The sequence below is a fragment of the Ruegeria sp. BH8 genome (assembly GCF_056538065.1).
The window spans coordinates 183694-199981 of the sequence record NZ_JBQFSP010000002.1 but is presented as its reverse complement, the minus strand read 5'-3'; the positions used below and the strand labels follow the sequence as shown (position 1 = coordinate 199981).

Annotated in this window: 15 protein-coding genes; 8 read left to right on the top strand and 7 right to left on the bottom strand. The window is 58.9% G+C overall.

Annotated features, from left to right (window positions below):
- Window positions 1-8: 8 nt before the first annotated feature.
- The 3 genes from coaBC to ACR0AD_RS08060 all read right to left on the bottom strand — a co-directional run bounded on the left by coaBC (window position 9) and on the right by ACR0AD_RS08060 (window position 2968).
- Window positions 9-1205: a bifunctional phosphopantothenoylcysteine decarboxylase/phosphopantothenate--cysteine ligase CoaBC gene (gene coaBC, locus ACR0AD_RS08070; protein ID WP_480486698.1), complete on the bottom strand. Its 1197-nt coding sequence runs from the start codon at window positions 1203-1205 to the stop codon at window positions 9-11.
- Between the two features lie 63 nt (window positions 1206-1268).
- Complete coding sequence (locus ACR0AD_RS08065) at window positions 1269-2093, bottom strand: ChaN family lipoprotein (protein WP_480486696.1); 825 nt, start codon at window positions 2091-2093, stop codon at window positions 1269-1271.
- Complete coding sequence (locus ACR0AD_RS08060) at window positions 2090-2968, bottom strand: RNA polymerase factor sigma-32 (RefSeq protein ID WP_480486695.1); 879 nt, start codon at window positions 2966-2968, stop codon at window positions 2090-2092. Before ACR0AD_RS08060 ends, ACR0AD_RS08065 begins: the two co-directional genes overlap by 4 nt.
- 101 nt (window positions 2969-3069) lie before the next feature.
- On the opposite strand from ACR0AD_RS08060, the gene cobU reads away from it, so the two are divergent.
- From cobU to ACR0AD_RS08040, 4 genes are read left to right on the top strand one after another with little or no spacing between them, the layout of a single operon-like run.
- Window positions 3070-3591, top strand: a complete 522-nt coding sequence (gene cobU, locus ACR0AD_RS08055) for a bifunctional adenosylcobinamide kinase/adenosylcobinamide-phosphate guanylyltransferase (RefSeq protein WP_480486693.1) — start codon at window positions 3070-3072, stop codon at window positions 3589-3591.
- Window positions 3588-4166: a histidine phosphatase family protein gene (locus ACR0AD_RS08050; protein ID WP_480486691.1), complete on the top strand. Its 579-nt coding sequence runs from the start codon at window positions 3588-3590 to the stop codon at window positions 4164-4166. The genes cobU and ACR0AD_RS08050 overlap by 4 nt, the downstream gene beginning before the upstream one ends.
- Before the next feature lie 58 nt (window positions 4167-4224).
- Complete coding sequence (locus ACR0AD_RS08045; RefSeq protein ID WP_480486690.1) at window positions 4225-5109, top strand: glutathione S-transferase; 885 nt, start codon at window positions 4225-4227, stop codon at window positions 5107-5109.
- Between the two features lie 46 nt (window positions 5110-5155).
- Complete coding sequence (locus ACR0AD_RS08040; protein ID WP_480486688.1) at window positions 5156-6670, top strand: YifB family Mg chelatase-like AAA ATPase; 1515 nt, start codon at window positions 5156-5158, stop codon at window positions 6668-6670.
- Here ACR0AD_RS08040 and gshB read toward each other — a convergent pair.
- From gshB to rsmI, 3 genes are all read right to left on the bottom strand, one after another.
- On the bottom strand, window positions 6667-7599 hold the full coding sequence (gshB, locus tag ACR0AD_RS08035) for a glutathione synthase (protein ID WP_480486686.1): 933 nt from the start codon (window positions 7597-7599) through the stop codon (window positions 6667-6669). The genes ACR0AD_RS08040 and gshB overlap by 4 nt on opposite strands.
- Before the next feature lie 61 nt (window positions 7600-7660).
- Window positions 7661-8032, bottom strand: coding sequence for a YraN family protein (locus ACR0AD_RS08030; RefSeq protein ID WP_480486685.1), 372 nt, complete (start codon window positions 8030-8032; stop codon window positions 7661-7663).
- A gap of 1 nt (window position 8033) precedes the next feature.
- Window positions 8034-8891 (bottom strand): 16S rRNA (cytidine(1402)-2'-O)-methyltransferase, encoded by an 858-nt coding sequence (rsmI, locus tag ACR0AD_RS08025; protein WP_480486683.1) that lies wholly within the window; start codon window positions 8889-8891, stop codon window positions 8034-8036.
- An 88-nt stretch (window positions 8892-8979) separates the two neighbouring features.
- Between rsmI and ACR0AD_RS08020 the strand changes: the two genes are divergently transcribed.
- Genes ACR0AD_RS08020 through murJ form a run of 3 tightly spaced genes read left to right on the top strand, consistent with a single transcriptional unit; the run spans window position 8980 to window position 14469 of the window.
- Window positions 8980-10152 carry a penicillin-binding protein activator gene (locus ACR0AD_RS08020; protein ID WP_480483206.1) on the top strand — a complete coding sequence of 391 codons (1173 nt, stop codon included), beginning with the start codon at window positions 8980-8982 and terminating at the stop codon, window positions 10150-10152.
- Window positions 10112-12931: a [protein-PII] uridylyltransferase gene (locus ACR0AD_RS08015; RefSeq protein ID WP_480486681.1), complete on the top strand. Its 2820-nt coding sequence runs from the start codon at window positions 10112-10114 to the stop codon at window positions 12929-12931. Before ACR0AD_RS08020 ends, ACR0AD_RS08015 begins: the two co-directional genes overlap by 41 nt.
- Entirely contained in the window at window positions 12928-14469 is a 1542-nt protein-coding gene (gene murJ, locus ACR0AD_RS08010) for a murein biosynthesis integral membrane protein MurJ (protein ID WP_480486679.1), read from the top strand. The genes ACR0AD_RS08015 and murJ overlap by 4 nt, the downstream gene beginning before the upstream one ends.
- On the opposite strand, the gene ACR0AD_RS08005 is transcribed toward murJ, so the two are convergent.
- The gene (locus ACR0AD_RS08005; RefSeq protein ID WP_480483200.1) at window positions 14470-15156 is read right to left on the bottom strand and encodes a rhomboid family intramembrane serine protease; all 687 of its coding nucleotides are present in this window, start codon (window positions 15154-15156) and stop codon (window positions 14470-14472) included.
- Between the two features lie 86 nt (window positions 15157-15242).
- Between ACR0AD_RS08005 and trpS the strand changes: the two genes are divergently transcribed.
- Window positions 15243-16271 carry a tryptophan--tRNA ligase gene (gene trpS, locus ACR0AD_RS08000; protein WP_480486677.1) on the top strand — a complete coding sequence of 343 codons (1029 nt, stop codon included), beginning with the start codon at window positions 15243-15245 and terminating at the stop codon, window positions 16269-16271.
- Window positions 16272-16288: the final 17 nt, after the last annotated feature.

The window sequence follows — 16288 nt, the reverse complement described above, 5'->3', positions numbered from 1 at the left end:
CCTTTCCTTCAGCCCGCCAACGCGTCCGCGATCCTGCTTGCCAACCGCCGCGCAACCTCGGCCTTGCCCATACGCGGCCATTCCTCGGCTCCGCTGTCCGAAATCAGGATAACCGCATTCTCGGACCCGCCCATGATCCCGGTGGCAGAGCTGACATCGTTGGCAACAATCCAGTCACAGCCTTTGCGCAGCCGCTTGGCGGTAGCATGTTCGATCACGTCATCGGTCTCGGCCGCAAAGCCGACAACCAAAGGTGGGCGCCCATTTTCCATCCGCGAGACACGTTTGAGAATGTCGGGGTTCTCGGCAAACTCCAGAACCGGAAGCCCGTCTCGGCTTTTCTTCAGCTTCTTGTCCGACGCACTGGCCACGCGCCAATCTGCCACCGCAGCCGCAAACACGCCCGCGTCGACGGGAAGCGCCGCATCAACCGCGTCCGACATCTGTTGCGCGGTCTCGACCGGCACGACCTGCACACCCGCCGGAGGCGGTACGTCTGCGGGGCCTGTGACAAAGATCACCTCGGCCCCCAAATCCGCAAGCGCCTGTGCCACGGCCGAGCCCTGCGCCCCGGAAGAGCGGTTCGCGATATACCGGACCGGATCAATCGGCTCATGCGTCGGGCCCGAAGTTACCAGCACGCGCTTTCCCACCAAGGGTCCTGCCGCAAGCTGCGCCTCAACCGCCGCGACGATTTCCAGCGGTTCCGACATGCGTCCCGGCCCATATTCACCGCAGGCCATATCACCTTCGTTTGGGCCAACAAAGCGCACGCCATCCGCTTGAAGCTGCTTCAGGTTGCGTCGAGTCGCCGGGTGTTCCCACATGCGTACATTCATCGCGGGCGCACACAGAACAGGCGTGTCTGTCGCCATCAGAAGGGTCGATGCCAGGTCATTTGCCAACCCCCCGGCCATCTTGCCCATCAGGTCCGCCGTTGCGGGGGCCACGACGATCAGATCGGCAGAGCGTGACAGCTGGATATGACCCATCTCGGCCTCGGCGGTCAGATCGAACAGATCGCCATAGACCTTTTCTGAGGCAAGGGCAGACACGGACAGAGGTGTTACAAATTCCTCTGCCGCACGCGTCAGCACAGGCGTTACGGCCGCGCCACGTTCACGCAGCCTGCGGATCAGGTCCAGCGATTTGTAGGCCGCGATGCCGCCGCCGATGATCAGCAGAATGCGTTTGGATGACAGCATGTTCAGCCCTTCCTGTCCCGGTCGGCCCCGACATTAGGCAAGCCCAGCAGGTTGTTCCAGCGATTAATTCTGAACCTGAAACGCCGCACAGGGATCTTCACGCTCGACTGTGGGGCTGTCGATTACGATATCAAAGTCACCGTCGATGATGTCGTCCTCGGACTGTCCGACCGAGACCACCTTCCATCCGGGTTGAAGGCGTTCAAGAAATGTCGGGATACCTCGGTCTTTGCGCGCATGCCCGTTCCCAGTGATCACGGCAACCGGGCCGCCGGTTTCTTCCATCGCGCGCATCACCGCGCGCGCAAGAACCGCATCGCGCAAACGCTGGATCGCGACCATCTGGGGTAACATTTCGGGTGGGAGAGCATCGCAATGCGCGGCCATTTGATCTGCCTCACGCGCCTCCTGCTCCTCGGGCGTCAGCGGTACAGTCAAACCATAGCGCGCCGCGTCTGCACCCAGCGCCGTGGCGGCCCCGCGTTCCATCGCAGCCCGCGCGGCAGCACGCGGCACCATGGCCCCGTAAACCGGCGCACCGGAGGCCTTGAACACCGGATAATACAGCCTGAGCGGTGGCCAACCACTTTCTGCCCATTGCAGAATACGGCTCAATTCTTCCGGGTTGGAGACGGCTTTTTGCGCCAGCCGTTGCGCGCCTTCTTCGGTGACCATCTCCCAGACAACGGCCGAGGGTGAGATTTCCACTATCGCTTCGGCTTGAATGAGGTGGTGGCGGGGATTGTCGTGAACCTCTCCCAGAATTACTACATCTGCATCCCGCATCGCGAGAGCCGCATCATCGGAAATAAGATCTTCCGCCAGTCCGGGTCGCGCCGCTGTAACCGTAAGGCCCAGAACACACGCAAGAATCGCAAGCTGTTTCATGCGATGAAGTGTTGCACCTCGTTCGACTGGGCTTCAAGGTTCTTGCGCATTTTTGCGAACGCTGCGGCCTCAAGCTGTCGCACCCGCTCCTTGGACAGTCCCAACTCGACGCCGAGACTCTCCAGTGTCCGCGCAGGCTCGCGCAGTTTGCGTTCGCGCACAATGAACCGCTCGCGGTCATTCAGTGCGTTCATCGCGATCAGCAACCACTGGCGCAACTGTTCGGTGTCGTGGGTGTGTTCAACTGCTTCGGCGGCCTGTTCGCGTTCATCTTCCAGCGCATCGATCCATTCACGCCCGTCTTCGTCGGCGGATTGCACCGCGTTCAGGGAAAAATCCGACCCTGACAGCCGACCTTCCATCAGTTCAACGTCGCGCAGAGGAACCCCGATTTCCGTGGCGATCATCTGATGCAGCTGGTGGCGATCCAGTTCAAGACCTTCGGTTGCGGCCTCGCGTTCAAGGCGGGCCTGAACCCGACGCATGTTGAAAAACAGCGATTTCTGCGCCGAGGTGGACCCCGTTCGCACCATGGACCAGTTCCGCATCACATAATCCTGAATACTCGCCTTGATCCACCACACCGCATAAGTCGAAAACCGCACCCCACGATCAGGGTCGAACTTGTCTGCGGCCTTCATCAATCCCAGACCGGCCTCCTGGATAAGGTCATTCATCGGCGCGCCATAGCGTTTGAACTTGGCCGCCATCGAAATTGCCAGCCGCATATACGCTGTGATCAGGCGGTGCAGTGCCTGTTCGTCACGCTGGTCACGCCAGGCATAGGCCAGCTTCAGTTCCGTTTCCGCATCCAGCAACTCGGCCTTCATCGCTTGCCGGGACATCGAAAAATCTGTCGCGTTGTCCAGTGCCATAAACCTCTCCCCCTGATTTGCAGGCGTTGGCCGGGCTTGCCATGCCGACCTATGACCGATACGCAAAACAGCACTAATTGGATCATCTTTAGGTAAGTACTGTGGCGTCAGATTTAACCTTAATTCTGGGCGGAGCTGCTTCAGGCAAGTCGGCATTTGCCGAGAACCTCGTTGTTTCCACTGGGAAAAATCGAGTTTACCTAGCGACATCACAAGTGTTTGATGACGAGATGCGGCAGAAGGTTGATCGCCATCTGGTACAGCGGGGCGGCGGTTGGACCACGATTGAAGAGCCTCTTGACCTGGGACCGGTGCTGTCCAGCCTATCCTCGGATCAGGTGTGTCTGGTAGATTGCGCCACTTTATGGGTCAGCAATCATTTGCTGGCCGAAACCGATCTGGGGGCAGTCCAAACTGACCTGCTAAAGGCCCTGCGCGCATGTACAGCGCAGGTAGTGATCGTGTCGAACGAGGTCGGGCACGGTATTGTTCCCGATAACCCGCTTGCCCGTCGCTTTCGCGAAGCGCAGGGTCGGCTGAACATCGCGCTTGCGGCACAGGCTGATCTGGTGGTGCAAGTGACCGCCGGGTTGCCGTTGGTCCTGAAAGGGCAGCTGCCGTGACGCGACTGCATCTTGTTCGCCATGGGCCTACGCATGCAAAGACGATGGTTGGCTGGTCCGATCTGCCTGCTGATCTAAGCGATACAGCAGCGCTGAAGCGCCTGCACGATCATTTGCCACCCGATGCATTTGTGATTTCGTCCGACCTGTCGCGTGCAATTGACACTGCTTCGGCCATTCAGGGCCAGCGTCACCGTCTGCCACATCACCCGAACCTGCGGGAAATCCATTTCGGTCAGTGGGAGCTTCGCGGGTTTGCCGATATTGAAGCCGAAGACCCCGAGCTGGCTTTTGCCTATTGGGACAACCCCGGTGATGTCCGCCCACCGCAAGGTGAAAGCTGGAATGAGGTCCGCGACCGGGTCGATTCCGCGATCGACGCGCTTATGTCCGCGCATACGGGCCGCGATCTGGTGATCGTCGCGCATTTCGGCGTAATCCTAACGCAAGTACAACGCGCCCTTGGTCTGGACGGGCAGCAGACCTTTGCGCATCGGATCGACAACCTTTCCGTTACGGATATTGCTGTCAACGGCGGCGTGTGGACTGTCGGATCGATCAATCACCTTCCGTGAACAGGTCCAACACAAATCACTGATTTACCGGTCCGCAAAGCTGAGGCATCGTCCGCGCATGACTTATGACCTTTATATCGGCGATCGCCTCTTCTCCAGCTGGTCAATGCGCGGCTGGTTGATGCTTGAGAAATTCAACCTGCCCTATCGCAGCCACATGATCGGCCTCTATTCCGGCACCATGGCGCAAGACATGGAACCGCTGGCCCCTGCCCGCCTTGTCCCTGCCCTGCGCATGCCGGATGGAACGGTTGTGGGGGAAAGCCTGGCGATGGCCGAAACCCTGGCCGAACGCCACCCCGATGCCGGGTTGTGGCCTTCGGATGCCGCAGCCCGGGCAACAGCCCGCTGGCTATGCGCCGAAATGGTAGCCGGTTTCAGCGCCCTGCGTGGAGAATGCGCCATGCAGCTGCGCAACGTGTGGCAAGGCTTTACGCCGTCTGGGGCGACTTTGTCAGACCTGGAGAGGATTGAAACACTCTGGGCACATGCGAGGAGCGTGTCAGGGGCAGACCAAGGCCCGTTATTTGGTGCCTATTCACTGGCAGACGTCTTCTACACACCCGTTGCTGCGCGGATTATAGGATATGGGCTGCCGGTGTCAGAGGCGAACCGGGCTTATTGCATGGAACTGCTCTCTGATCCCATCGTCAGACAGTGGCGCGCCATGGGATTGACCGTAGAGTATGACACCTTCCCATACGCGCAGGACTTGCCGTCCGGCCCTTGGCCAGTCGGGGGTGTTTCTGCTGCGAAGCCGGTTTCAGGTGGTCCGTCAATCAACGCCGCCTGCCCGTATTCCGGCAAGCCTGTCACCGATTTCCTGGAGCTTGACGGGCAATGCTGGGGGTTCTGCAACCCATTCTGCCGGAACAAAACTGTGGCCGACCCCGGAGCATGGCCCAAATTCGCGGCCATGCGCGCAGCCGTTAACGACTCTTAAACCAGAACCGTGGCAGCAACGTCCTGTTAACCAAAACAGGACTGCCATGGTCGCCCGCGCCCACACCGTTGCTTTTCAAGGCGTTGATGCCCGCCCGGTCGAGGTGCAATGCGCAGTCTCACCCGGACTGCCAGCCTTTTCCATCGTGGGCCTGCCCGACAAAGCCGTGTCCGAGGCGCGTGACCGCGTCCGCAGCGCGCTGAACGCGATGGCCATTGCGCTGCCGTCCAAGCGGATCACCATCAACCTGTCCCCCGCCGACCTTCCTAAAGAAGGCAGCCATTTCGACCTGCCCATTGCGGTGGCGCTTTTGTCCGCGCTCGACATCATCCCTGCCGATGCCGCAGAAAGCACCGTTGCATTGGGGGAGTTGTCGCTCGACGGTTCTCTGGTTCCGGTTGTCGGTGCCTTGCCTGCCGCCATGACGGCAGCTTCAGAAGACCGCGCCTTGCTTTGTCCGCGCGCCTCCAGCGCCGAGGCGGCCTGGGTAGATGCCACTCAAGTGATCGGCGCCGGATCACTTGGAGAGGTCGTGCGCCATTTCTCGGGCCAATCCCCGTTGCCAGCAGCACAACCCGGCGAAGTGAACCTGACACCGTCCAACCGCGACCTGCGCGATGTGAAAGGGCAGGAGCGTGCCAAACGTGCCTTGGAAATCGCCGCGGCCGGACGTCACCACTTGATCATGATCGGCACGCCGGGATCGGGCAAATCCATGCTGGCGGCACGGCTTCCCGGAATTCTACCGCCGCTTACAGCCGTGGAAGCCCTGGAAACGTCGATGATCCAATCGCTATGCGGGTTATTGGATGAAGGTGGAATAAACCGCACCCGTCCATTTCGCGAACCGCACCACACGGCTTCGATGGCGGCCATAGTTGGTGGTGGAAAAGGGGCCAAACCGGGTGAAATCTCATTGGCCCATAATGGTGTGCTGTTCATGGATGAATTCCCTGAGTTTCCACGAACGGTTCTGGAAACCCTGCGACAACCCATTGAAACCGGCGAAGTCATGGTAGCGCGCGCGAACGCCCATGTGAAATACCCCTGTCGTTTCATGCTGGTCGCCGCCGCCAACCCTTGCAAATGCGGTTATCTGACAGATCCATCGCGCGCCTGTTCGCGAGCACCGGGATGTGGTGAAGATTACCTGCATCGAATCTCGGGCCCGTTAATGGACAGGTTCGATCTGCGGATCGAAGTTCCGCCTGTGGGCTTCACCGACCTCGATCTGCCCCCTTCGGGCGACAGTTCGGCGACGGTTGCAGCACGTGTCGAAAGGGCGCGAGCCATTCAGGCAGACCGGTTTTGTGACACGCCGGAGTTACGACAAAACGCTGATGCAGAAGGCAAAATACTGGAAGAGATCGCCACGCCCGATGCCGAAGGAAAAGAGCTGCTGTTGAAAGCCGCAGATCGTTTCGGCCTGTCAGCCCGGGCCTTCCATAGAATCCTGAGGGTGGCGCGCACCATCGCCGATCTGGACGGCGCGACCGATATCCGCCGCCAACACGTGGCCGAGGCACTTAGTTTTCGGATCTCTGCCCGGGTTATGGCCTAAAGCTTGGCCTCGATGGCCTGCCAGATCTTTTCAGCAATATTTATGCCGTCAAACCGTTCCAGCTCTTGAATGCCAGTCGGTGAAGTCACGTTAATCTCGGTCAAATAGTCGCCAATAACGTCAATTCCGACAAAGACCTGACCCTTTTCCTTCAGCAAAGGTCCAATCGCCGCGCAGATCTCAAGATCGCGTTCGGACAAGCCGATCTTTTCCGGACGTCCGCCAACATGCATGTTCGACCGCGTTTCGCCTTCGGCTGGTACACGGTTAATCGCGCCGACCGCTTCGCCATCCACCAGGATCACCCGTTTGTCGCCATTGCTGACATCCGGCAGGAATTTCTGCACGATCAAAGGTTCGCGCGAGAATCCGGTGAACAGCTCATGCAAGGAAGTCAAGTTGCGGTCATTGGCATCAAGCCGGAACACACCCGCGCCGCCGTTCCCGTAAAGCGGTTTGAGGATGATATCGCCGTGCTTTTCCTTGAACGCCTTGATCGTCTGCAAGTCGCGCGCAATCGTTGTTGGCGGGGTCAGTTCGGGGAAATCCAGCACCAGCAGCTTTTCCGGGTAATTGCGCACCCAGAACGGATCGTTGACGACAAGCGTCTGCCCCTTGAGACGATCCAGCAAATGCGTGGACGTGATGTAATGCATGTCAAAAGGCGGGTCCTGACGCAGCCAGACGACATCGAAATCGGCCAGATCCACCTCACGTTCGGGGCCCAGAACCGCAGGATCTCCGGCAACCCTTTGCACGGTCATGTCGTGACCTCGCGCGGTGATGCGACCCTGCTGATAGGCCAAGTGATCCGGACCGTAGAAAAACAAAGAATGCCCGCGCGCCTGTGCCTCTTCCGCCAGACGGAATGAACTGTCGGCGTTGATATCCACGGCCCCGATCGGGTCCATTTGAAAGGCGATTTTCATGGCATGTCCCTCAGTTTCCCGCCAGATACATGGACCAGCACGCCTGTGGGTTCAATGGGGCTTAGCCAAAACCAAAGGCGTTTTCGATGATTTGAACCGCGCCAGAACCATCCACAAGCGCCGCGTCAAAGCGCACGTTTGTCAGCTGCCCGTCCGGCTCGTTTTCCAAGAACTGCGCGGCAGAGGCGTAAATCCGTTCGATCTGCCTGCGGCTGATCCGGGCAGCGGCCTTTTCAAAGCTGGTGCTTTTTTTAACTTCGATGAACACAAGCCCGTCGTCGTCGCGCACAATCAGATCGATCTCTCCGCCAGCGCCCCGCCAGCGACGATGCGCTATGGCAAAGCCCCGACGCTCGTAATCTGCGGCGACCTGTGACTCTGCGGCCTGTCCGGCGTGGTAAGAGATCGAACCCTGTCGTTCACGCCGCCCCATGTCATCCCTTGCCCAATTTCAATGCTTTCTGATAAATCGGTCGGCGCGGCAGGTCGTACATTTCCGATACAAGATCCGCTGCATCCCGAACCGAGTGATTTTCCAAAGCCCGTTTCAAAGCTTCTTCTAGATCGGATTCGTTAACACTTTGCGAATGACCGCGGTCCACCAGCAGGACGATCTCGCCTTTGACCGTCTTGCCCCGATACTCCTCTGCCAGTTCGGACAGGCTGCCGCGACGGACCTCCTCAAACTTTTTCGTCAGCTCTCGACAAAGCGCAGCCTGCCGTTCAGGCCCCAGGCATTCAGCCAGGTCCGACAGACAGGCGGCAACGCGTTTCGGAGATTCGTAGAACACCAATGTGCCGGGGATGTCCTTCAACGCCTCGATACGGGTGCGGCGTGCTTTGGATGCGTTGGGAAGGAAGCCTGCAAAAAAGAAGGCGTCCGTGGGAAGCCCCGCCAACGTCAGGGCCGTTACAACGGCAGACGCGCCCGGGGCGCAGGTCACGGTATACCCGGCTTCGGCGGCCTGCTTGCCCAAATCATAGCCCGGATCGGCAATTAGCGGCATTCCTGCTTCGGACGCGTAGGCCACCGATTGCCCTTGCGCCAGCGCCTCCATGATCTTGCCGCGTGCGCCTGCGCCACTGTGGTCGTGATAGGCTTGGATTCGTCGGCCTTCCAGCGGGATGCCATGTATTTCCATCAAGCGACGTAAACTGCGGGTGTCTTCTGCCGCAATCACATCGGCTGAGGCCAAAACATCCAAGGCCCTGAGCGTAATGTCGCGTGCTGTTCCAATCGGAGTGGCAACAAAATACAGGCCCGCAGCCAACTTGATCTTTTGGAAATTCAAAGCTGGACCCTCACAGCGTGACGTTTATTATCGCGGCTCAACAGAACAGAAGCATTCGCAGCCGCCGGATCAGGGAGTTTTCATTTAGATGTTTACCGTTTGCAAGCCCGTAAGCAAGCTGGCGAAAGTCGCCGCTGCCCTGACGACCGCAGCGTTTCTTGCTGCCTGTGAACCAGGTGGTCTTGGCGGAGGTCCCTCGATCAATACCGCAAAGCCGGTTCCTGTCGCCTTGCTGGTTCCCAGAGGATCTGCGCAATCTGGTGATGCAGCGCTGGCGCAAAGCCTTGAGAATGCTGCGCGGCTTGCAATGTCGGATTTGCCAAATGTCCAGATCGACTTACGCGTTTATGACACGGCCGGAAACCCGAACACGGCGACAGCCGTTGCACAACAGGCTGTTGCGGACGGGGCAAAAATCATCATTGGTCCAGTATATGCCCAAGCAGCGAATGCTGCGGGATTGGCGGTGCTGAGCAAGAACGTCAACGTTCTTTCGTTTTCAAACAACGCCAGCATTGCAGGCGGCAACGTCTTTGTATTGGGCCCGACCTTTGACAACACGGCCAACCGGCTGGTGAATTATGCGGGCAGTCAGGGCAAGGTCAACACCGTGGTCGTGCACAGCAACGACGCCGCAGGACAGTTGGGCCGGTCCGCAATCGCCAATGCCATAGCGAACAGTCGGGTCAACAATGCAGGGACCGTCGCATACGACCGGTCGCAACAGGGTGTCATTAATGCGGTTCCCACGATCAAGGCCACTGTCGATTCGACGGGCGCGGATTCGATCTTTCTGACGGCGACCACGGCGGGGGCATTGCCGCTGTTCTCGCAATTGCTGCCAGAGGCCGGTGTTTCTCCGGCAACCACGCAATTCATTGGCCTGACACGTTGGGATATCCCTCCGCAAACTCTGGAGCTTCCGGGGGTTCAGGGGGGGTGGTTTGCGTTGCCTGACCCGTCCAAGGCACAAGCCTACCGTCAGCGTTACAACGCAACCTACGGCGAAGCACCGCACCCGATCAGCGGCTTGGCCTATGACGGCATCGCCGCAATTGGTGCCTTGGTCAGCCAGGGCAAATCAGACGCCCTGACCGCTTCGGCCCTGACGCAGAACGCCGGTTTCCAGGGTGTTGGCGGCATCTTCCGCCTACGCCCGGACGGCACCAACGAACGCGGTCTGGCCGTTGCCACGATCCAGAACAAACAGGTGGTTGTGATTGACCCTGCCCCACAAAGCTTCTCTGGTGCCGGTTTCTGATCTGACGGGCGCGATCAACGTGCCCGAAAGCGCGTTGATCTGCCCCGCCGGAGACATCTTCGACAGCACTGCCGTCAATGATGCACTGGCTCAGGCCTTTGAGGTCTGCCCGGACAACACCAAAATGCGGTCCGAGACGGTGCGCATTCTGCGCGAGGCTCAAAAGTCTGGCCGCGCGGCCATTGCAGAGGCATTTGGCGAACGTCCTTTCGACGCGCGCGCACTCACGCGCTCATATACATACCTGACGGATCAACTGGTTGGGACGGCGATGCTGGTCTCAAGCACACGCCTGCATCCGCTTGCAACGCCCACCCAAGGTGAAAAGATCGCCGTTCTGGCTGTTGGCGGTTATGGGCGCGGGGAAATGGCGCCGTTTTCCGACGTCGATCTGCTGTTTCTCACCCCCTACAAGATCACCGCATGGGCCGAGAGCGTTATCGAGTCGATGCTTTATATCCTTTGGGATTTGCGGCTGAAGGTCGGGCATTCCTCACGCACGATCAAGGATTGTCTGCGGCTGGGCGCCGAGGATTTCACGATCCGCACAGCGATGTTGGAGCAACGCTATCTGGCCGGTGACAAGGCGCTGGCGGACGGGTTGGACCGAAGGCTGAAAGACGAACTGTTCAAGGGAACTGAACGCGAGTTCATCGAAGCAAAGTTGCACGAACGTGATGAACGCCACCACAAACAAGGCGAGCGTTACATGGTCGAACCCAACGTGAAGGAAGGCAAAGGCGGCCTACGCGATTTGCAATCCCTCTACTGGATCGCGAAATATGTCTATGGCGTTCAGGACGTGGCCGAACTGGTGCCTTTGGGCTTGTTCACACCCGAAGAGTTCAAGACCTTCGTTCAGGCCGAAGAATTCCTTTGGGCTGTGCGTTCGCACCTGCATCTTGTCACCGGTCGTGCGACCGAGCAGCTTACCTTTGACATGCAGGTCGAGGTCGCCGCACGCATGGGGTACGAGGACCGCGCCGGGCGTCGCGCAGTCGAAGTGTTTATGCAGCGGTATTTCCGCGAAGCCACCCGCGTGGGTGAGTTGACGCGCATCTTCCTGACCAAACTCGAATCGTTGCACATGAAAGGTGCGCCGTTGCTGGAACGCATTTTCCGCAGGCGTCGACGGGTCAAGGCGGGATACAAGGTGGTTCACGGCCGTCTGGATCTGGTGGAACCTGAGAAATTTCTCTCCGACAAAGTGAACCTGCTGCGCCTGTTCGAAGAAGGTTTGCGGACAGGTATGCTGATCCATCCCGATGCCATGCGGCTGGTGAGCGCGAACCTGCATCTGATCGATGACGAGATGCGCGGCGACAAGGAAGCCCAGCGCATTTTCCTGGATCTGATGTTGAAACACGGCAACCCGGAACGCGCATTGCGACGGATGAACGAGCTGGGCGTGCTGTCCGCTTTCCTGCCCGAGTTCGAGCACATCGTGGCGATGATGCAGTTCAATATGTATCACAGCTATACGGTGGACGAGCATACGATCCAATGCATCGTCAATCTTGCCCAGATCGAACGCGGAGAGCTGGTCGAATCTCTGCCTCTGGCGTCATCGATTCTGAAAGGCGGGGTGAACCGAAAGGTGCTGTACGTCGCGCTTCTTCTGCATGACATTGCGAAAGGTCGCCCCGAAGATCACTCGATCCTTGGGGCACAGATCGCGCGCAAGGTGGCGCCTCGGCTCGGCCTGAACAAATCGGATTCCGAAACCGTTGAATGGCTGGTGCGTTATCACTTGCTGATGTCCGACATGGCGCAAAAACGCGATATCTCCGACCCTCGGACGGTGCGCGATTTTGCCAAAGCCGTTCAGACAACCAAACGGCTGGATTTGCTGACGGTTCTGACGGTTTGTGACATTCGCGGTGTTGGCCCGACCACCTGGAACAACTGGAAGGCCACCTTGCTGCGCGCCCTGCATGCTGAAACAAAGCGTGCACTGGAAACCGGTATGGAAGATCTGAACCGGGCGAACCGGGGGGCCGAGGCCAAAACAGCGCTACGCCGCGCCTTGGACAACTGGTCCAAGGCTGACCTCAAGGTCGAGACCGGGCGCCACTACGCCCCGTATTGGCAGGGCCTGAACCTTGCGACGCATATCGAGTTTGCCGAGATGCTGTACGCGCTGGAACAAAGCGGCGATCCCGGCGCGATGGAAATTCGCCTGCAACCTGATGAAGACCGTGATGCGACGCGGGCCTGTTTCGCCATGGGAGATCACCCCGGTATTTTTGCCCGCATCGCCGGGGCACTGGCTCTGGTCGGCGCGAATGTCGTGGATGCACGCAGCTATACCACCAAAGACGGCTACGTGACGGACGCGTTCTGGATTCAGGACGCCGAAGGGCACCCGTTCGAGGCATCGCGCCTTCCACGCCTGACGCAGATGATTCACAAGACCCTGCGCGGTGAAGTCGTCGCCAAGGAAGCACTGAAGTCACGTGACAAGATCAAGAAACGCGAACGCGCTTTCAACGTGCCAACACATATCACGTTCGACAATGAGGGCTCTGAAATCTACACGATCATCGAAGTAGACACACGCGACCGCCCCGGCCTGCTGTTTGACCTGACCCGGACCCTGGCCGCGGCGAACGTGTATATCGCCAATGCCGTGATTGCGACCTATGGCGAGCAGGTGGTCGATACGTTCTACGTCAAGGACATGTTCGGCTTGAAGTATTACTCGGAAAGCAAGCAGCGCGGACTTGAGGCGAAGCTGCGCACGGCAATCACCGAAGGCGCCGAGCGTGCGGCCTCATGAAGCAAATACGCTTGTTCTCGGGCTTGTTCACGGTCGGCTTCTGGACGCTCGCCAGCCGAATTCTGGGGTTTCTGCGGGAAATACTGCTGACGGCCTATATCGGACCGGGCCCAGTGATGGATGCCTTTGTTGCTGCCTTTCGCCTGCCCAACATGTTCCGCCGCTTTTTCGCCGAGGGGGCATTTAACGCGGCCTTTGTGCCGATGTTTTCCAAACGACTGGAAGCAGACGAAAACCCTCAGGGTTTTGCGCAGGACGCATTCAATCTTCTGGCAGTGGCTGTTCTTGCGCTGGTCGGGCTGGCCATGGTTTTCATGCCCGGTCTGGTGTGGCTGACCGCCGAAGGGTTTTACGGCGATGAACGGTTCGATCTGGCGGTGGACTATGGATATGTTGTGTTTCCATACATCCTGTTCATGTCTCTGGCTGCCTTGTTTTCAGGCGTTCTGAATGCAACCGGGCGGTTCGCGGCGGCGGCAGCCGCACCTGTTCTGCTGAACATCTTCGCTTGCACCGCCCTGATTGCCGGTGCCATGTCCGGCGGCGAGGTGATCCGGTGGTTGATCCCTGTCATTCCAGTGGCCGGTGTCGCGCAGCTGGCGCTGGTCTGGATCGCAACCGAACGCGCCGACATCCGCATCCGCCCCAGCATGCCGCGCCTGACGCCTGAAATGCGACGGATGGTACGTATCGCGGTCCCGGCCGCGCTGGCGATGGGGGTCACACAGGTTAATCTCGTTGTCGGGCAATTGGTTGCATCGAAAACCGAAAATGCCGTCAGCTGGCTTTTTGCCGCAGACAGGCTCTACCAGTTGCCTTTGGGTGTTGTAGGCATTGCTGTCGGCATAGTCTTGTTGCCGGACCTGTCCCGCCGTTTGCGTGCGGAGGACAAAGAGGGCGCACGCAATGCCTTTTCCCGGGCCGGTGAGTTCACACTGCTGCTGACGCTGCCTTCGACTGTGGCCTTCGTGGTTATGCCAACCCCCCTCGTATCGGTGCTGTTCGAACGTGGTCAGTTCGGCCCCGAGGATACGGCCGCCACGGCCCTTGCGGTTGCCATCTATGGGGTCGGGCTTCCGGCCTTCATGTTGCAAAAATTGCTGCAACCGCTGTTCTTTGCGCGCGAGGATACGCGTTCCCCGTTTCACTACGCAGTTGTTGCGATGATCGTGAACGCTGCTCTTGCGTTTGGTCTGTTTCCACTGGTGGGCTGGATCGCGCCAGCAATTGCCGCATCGACTGCGGGGTGGGCGATGGTGGTGCTACTGGCTTTCGGCGCACGACGTATGGGTGAAGAGGCGCGCTTTGATGTCCGGTTCAAAAAGCGCGCGGGCCGGATTGTGGCCGCTTCGCTTGGGATGGGCGCGATATTATACGCAGCGCTCTACCTGTTCGGGTGGGCATTGGATGTTCCCGGCTGGCGCTATCTGGCACTGCTGGTCCTGATCATGGTCGCGGCCGTCTCATATTTCCTTCTGGGCCATATCTTCGGCGCTTTCAAACTGTCGGAGTTCAAGCACGCCCTGCGCCGGTCCTGATCAATCCCGGCGAATGCGGCCGACGATCCGGGACCACGCGCCCGGTGCAACAAGAAAAGACATGCCAAAACCGGTGGCAAACCCACCCAGATCAGCAACCCATTCCCAGTTGCCACCAAAGATCAGGCCGAAAAGAAATTGTATGCCCATAAGGACGGCAATCAATTGAAATGCCCGTGCTTGGTTTGCACCTACAAGTGACAGTTTGCGCCACAACAACCACGTAAATGCGCCTATCAGACCGTACACCGGCGGGAACCCTCCGATCAGCGGATAGCGCGGGTCCAGTAACACGGCGTAGGCCAATGCGCCGCCAATGCCCGACACGACAAAAATCAGCAGCATTGGGAAACTGCCGAACACTTCGCCAACCATTTTGCCCATCGCCAGCACGAAAACACAGACGAAAATCGCCTGGGTGAAATTGGCGGATACAAAGGGGTAGGTCACGAAGCGGATGACATGTTCGAATGGCCAGCGCCCGTTCAGAACCATCCAGTCGAAAATATCCGCCGAGAACGCGTAATGCTGTATCGCATCCAGCCGCCAGCCCACCGCTGTTGGCCCTCCGACCAGCCCGCGTGATCCCAGCGTGAAGGCAATTTCTATCCCGATTATGAACAGAACCAACGCCACCACAGCAGGTGGCAGAGGGTTCACAGGCGGTGTGTAATGTCCACTGCTCATTGGGCTGGCCTTTCGCGGCTGTTGACGTCCCTTTGCCTCATGGGTAAGCGACGGGGGCTGATTTTTCCAGACAGGAGTTCCCTTTGATGACTGAGTCCCAATTCACGCCACGCGTGTTTTCCGGCATCCAGCCTTCGGGAAACCTGCACCTTGGGAACTACCTTGGTGCACTCAAGCGTTTTGTCGATATGCAGGGTCCCGAATTCGAAACCGTCTATTGCATGGTCGATTTGCACGCCATCACCGTATGGCAGGACCCAGATCGTCTGCGCGAAAAAACACGCGAGGTTTGCGCGGGCTTTATCGCGGCGGGTCTTGATCCAGAAAAATCAATCCTGTTCAACCAAAGCCAGGTGCCCGAACACACTCAGCTGGCCTGGATTTTCAACTGCGTCGCCCGAATGGGCTGGATGCAACGGATGACGCAGTTCAAGGACAAGGCGGGCAAAAATGCGCAAAATGCCTCGCTTGGCCTGTTTGCGTACCCTGCCCTGATGGCAGCCGATATTCTTGTCTACCACGCGACACATGTTCCTGTGGGTGAAGACCAGAAGCAGCACCTGGAATTGACCCGCGATATCGCGATCAAGTTCAACCACGACTACGGCGTCGACTTCTTTCCCGTGACTGAGCCCGTGATTGGAGGCCCTGCCCCGCGCGTGATGAACCTGCGGGACGGTTCGCGCAAAATGTCGTCCTCCGACCCCTCGGACATGAGCCGGATCAACCTGACCGATGATGCCGATGCGATCGCCAAGAAAATCCGCAAGGCCAAGACCGACCCTAACGCTTTGCCGTCGGATGTCGAAGGTCTGGAGGGCCGCCCCGAAGCGCGCAATCTGGTCAATATCTACGCAGCACTCAGCGAACAGAGCATAGCGCAGGTTCTGGCCGAAGTTGGGGGCAAGCAGTTCGGTGATTTCAAACCGATGTTGGCTGATCTGGCAGTCGCCAAGCTGGCCCCAATCTCGACTGAGATGTCGCGTCTTATGGGAGAACAGGCCGAGATTGACCGGATTCTGGCTCATGGGGCCGAGCGCGCCCGCCAGATCGCCGCTCCGATCCTGCAAAAGACCTATGAAATCGTCGGTATGGTCGGATCGGCATCACGCTGAATGCACTGGACCTTCGC

Excerpts from the sequence above, each read along its gene's own strand:
- trpS (WP_480486677.1), top strand. The coding sequence starts at position 15,243 with ATGACTGAGTCCCAATTCACGCCACGCGTGTTTTCCGGCATCCAGCCT.
- ACR0AD_RS08020 (WP_480483206.1), top strand. The coding sequence starts at position 8,980 with ATGTTTACCGTTTGCAAGCCCGTAAGCAAGCTGGCGAAAGTCGCCGCT.
- gshB (WP_480486686.1), bottom strand. The coding sequence starts at position 7,599 with ATGAAAATCGCCTTTCAAATGGACCCGATCGGGGCCGTGGATATCAAC.
- ACR0AD_RS08030 (WP_480486685.1), bottom strand. The coding sequence starts at position 8,032 with ATGGGGCGGCGTGAACGACAGGGTTCGATCTCTTACCACGCCGGACAG.
- murJ (WP_480486679.1), top strand. The coding sequence starts at position 12,928 with ATGAAGCAAATACGCTTGTTCTCGGGCTTGTTCACGGTCGGCTTCTGG.
- ACR0AD_RS08060 (WP_480486695.1), bottom strand. The coding sequence starts at position 2,968 with ATGGCACTGGACAACGCGACAGATTTTTCGATGTCCCGGCAAGCGATG.
- ACR0AD_RS08040 (WP_480486688.1), top strand. The coding sequence starts at position 5,156 with ATGGTCGCCCGCGCCCACACCGTTGCTTTTCAAGGCGTTGATGCCCGC.
- coaBC (WP_480486698.1), bottom strand. The coding sequence starts at position 1,205 with ATGCTGTCATCCAAACGCATTCTGCTGATCATCGGCGGCGGCATCGCG.
- ACR0AD_RS08065 (WP_480486696.1), bottom strand. The coding sequence starts at position 2,093 with ATGAAACAGCTTGCGATTCTTGCGTGTGTTCTGGGCCTTACGGTTACA.
- ACR0AD_RS08005 (WP_480483200.1), bottom strand. The coding sequence starts at position 15,156 with ATGAGCAGTGGACATTACACACCGCCTGTGAACCCTCTGCCACCTGCT.
- ACR0AD_RS08045 (WP_480486690.1), top strand. The coding sequence starts at position 4,225 with ATGACTTATGACCTTTATATCGGCGATCGCCTCTTCTCCAGCTGGTCA.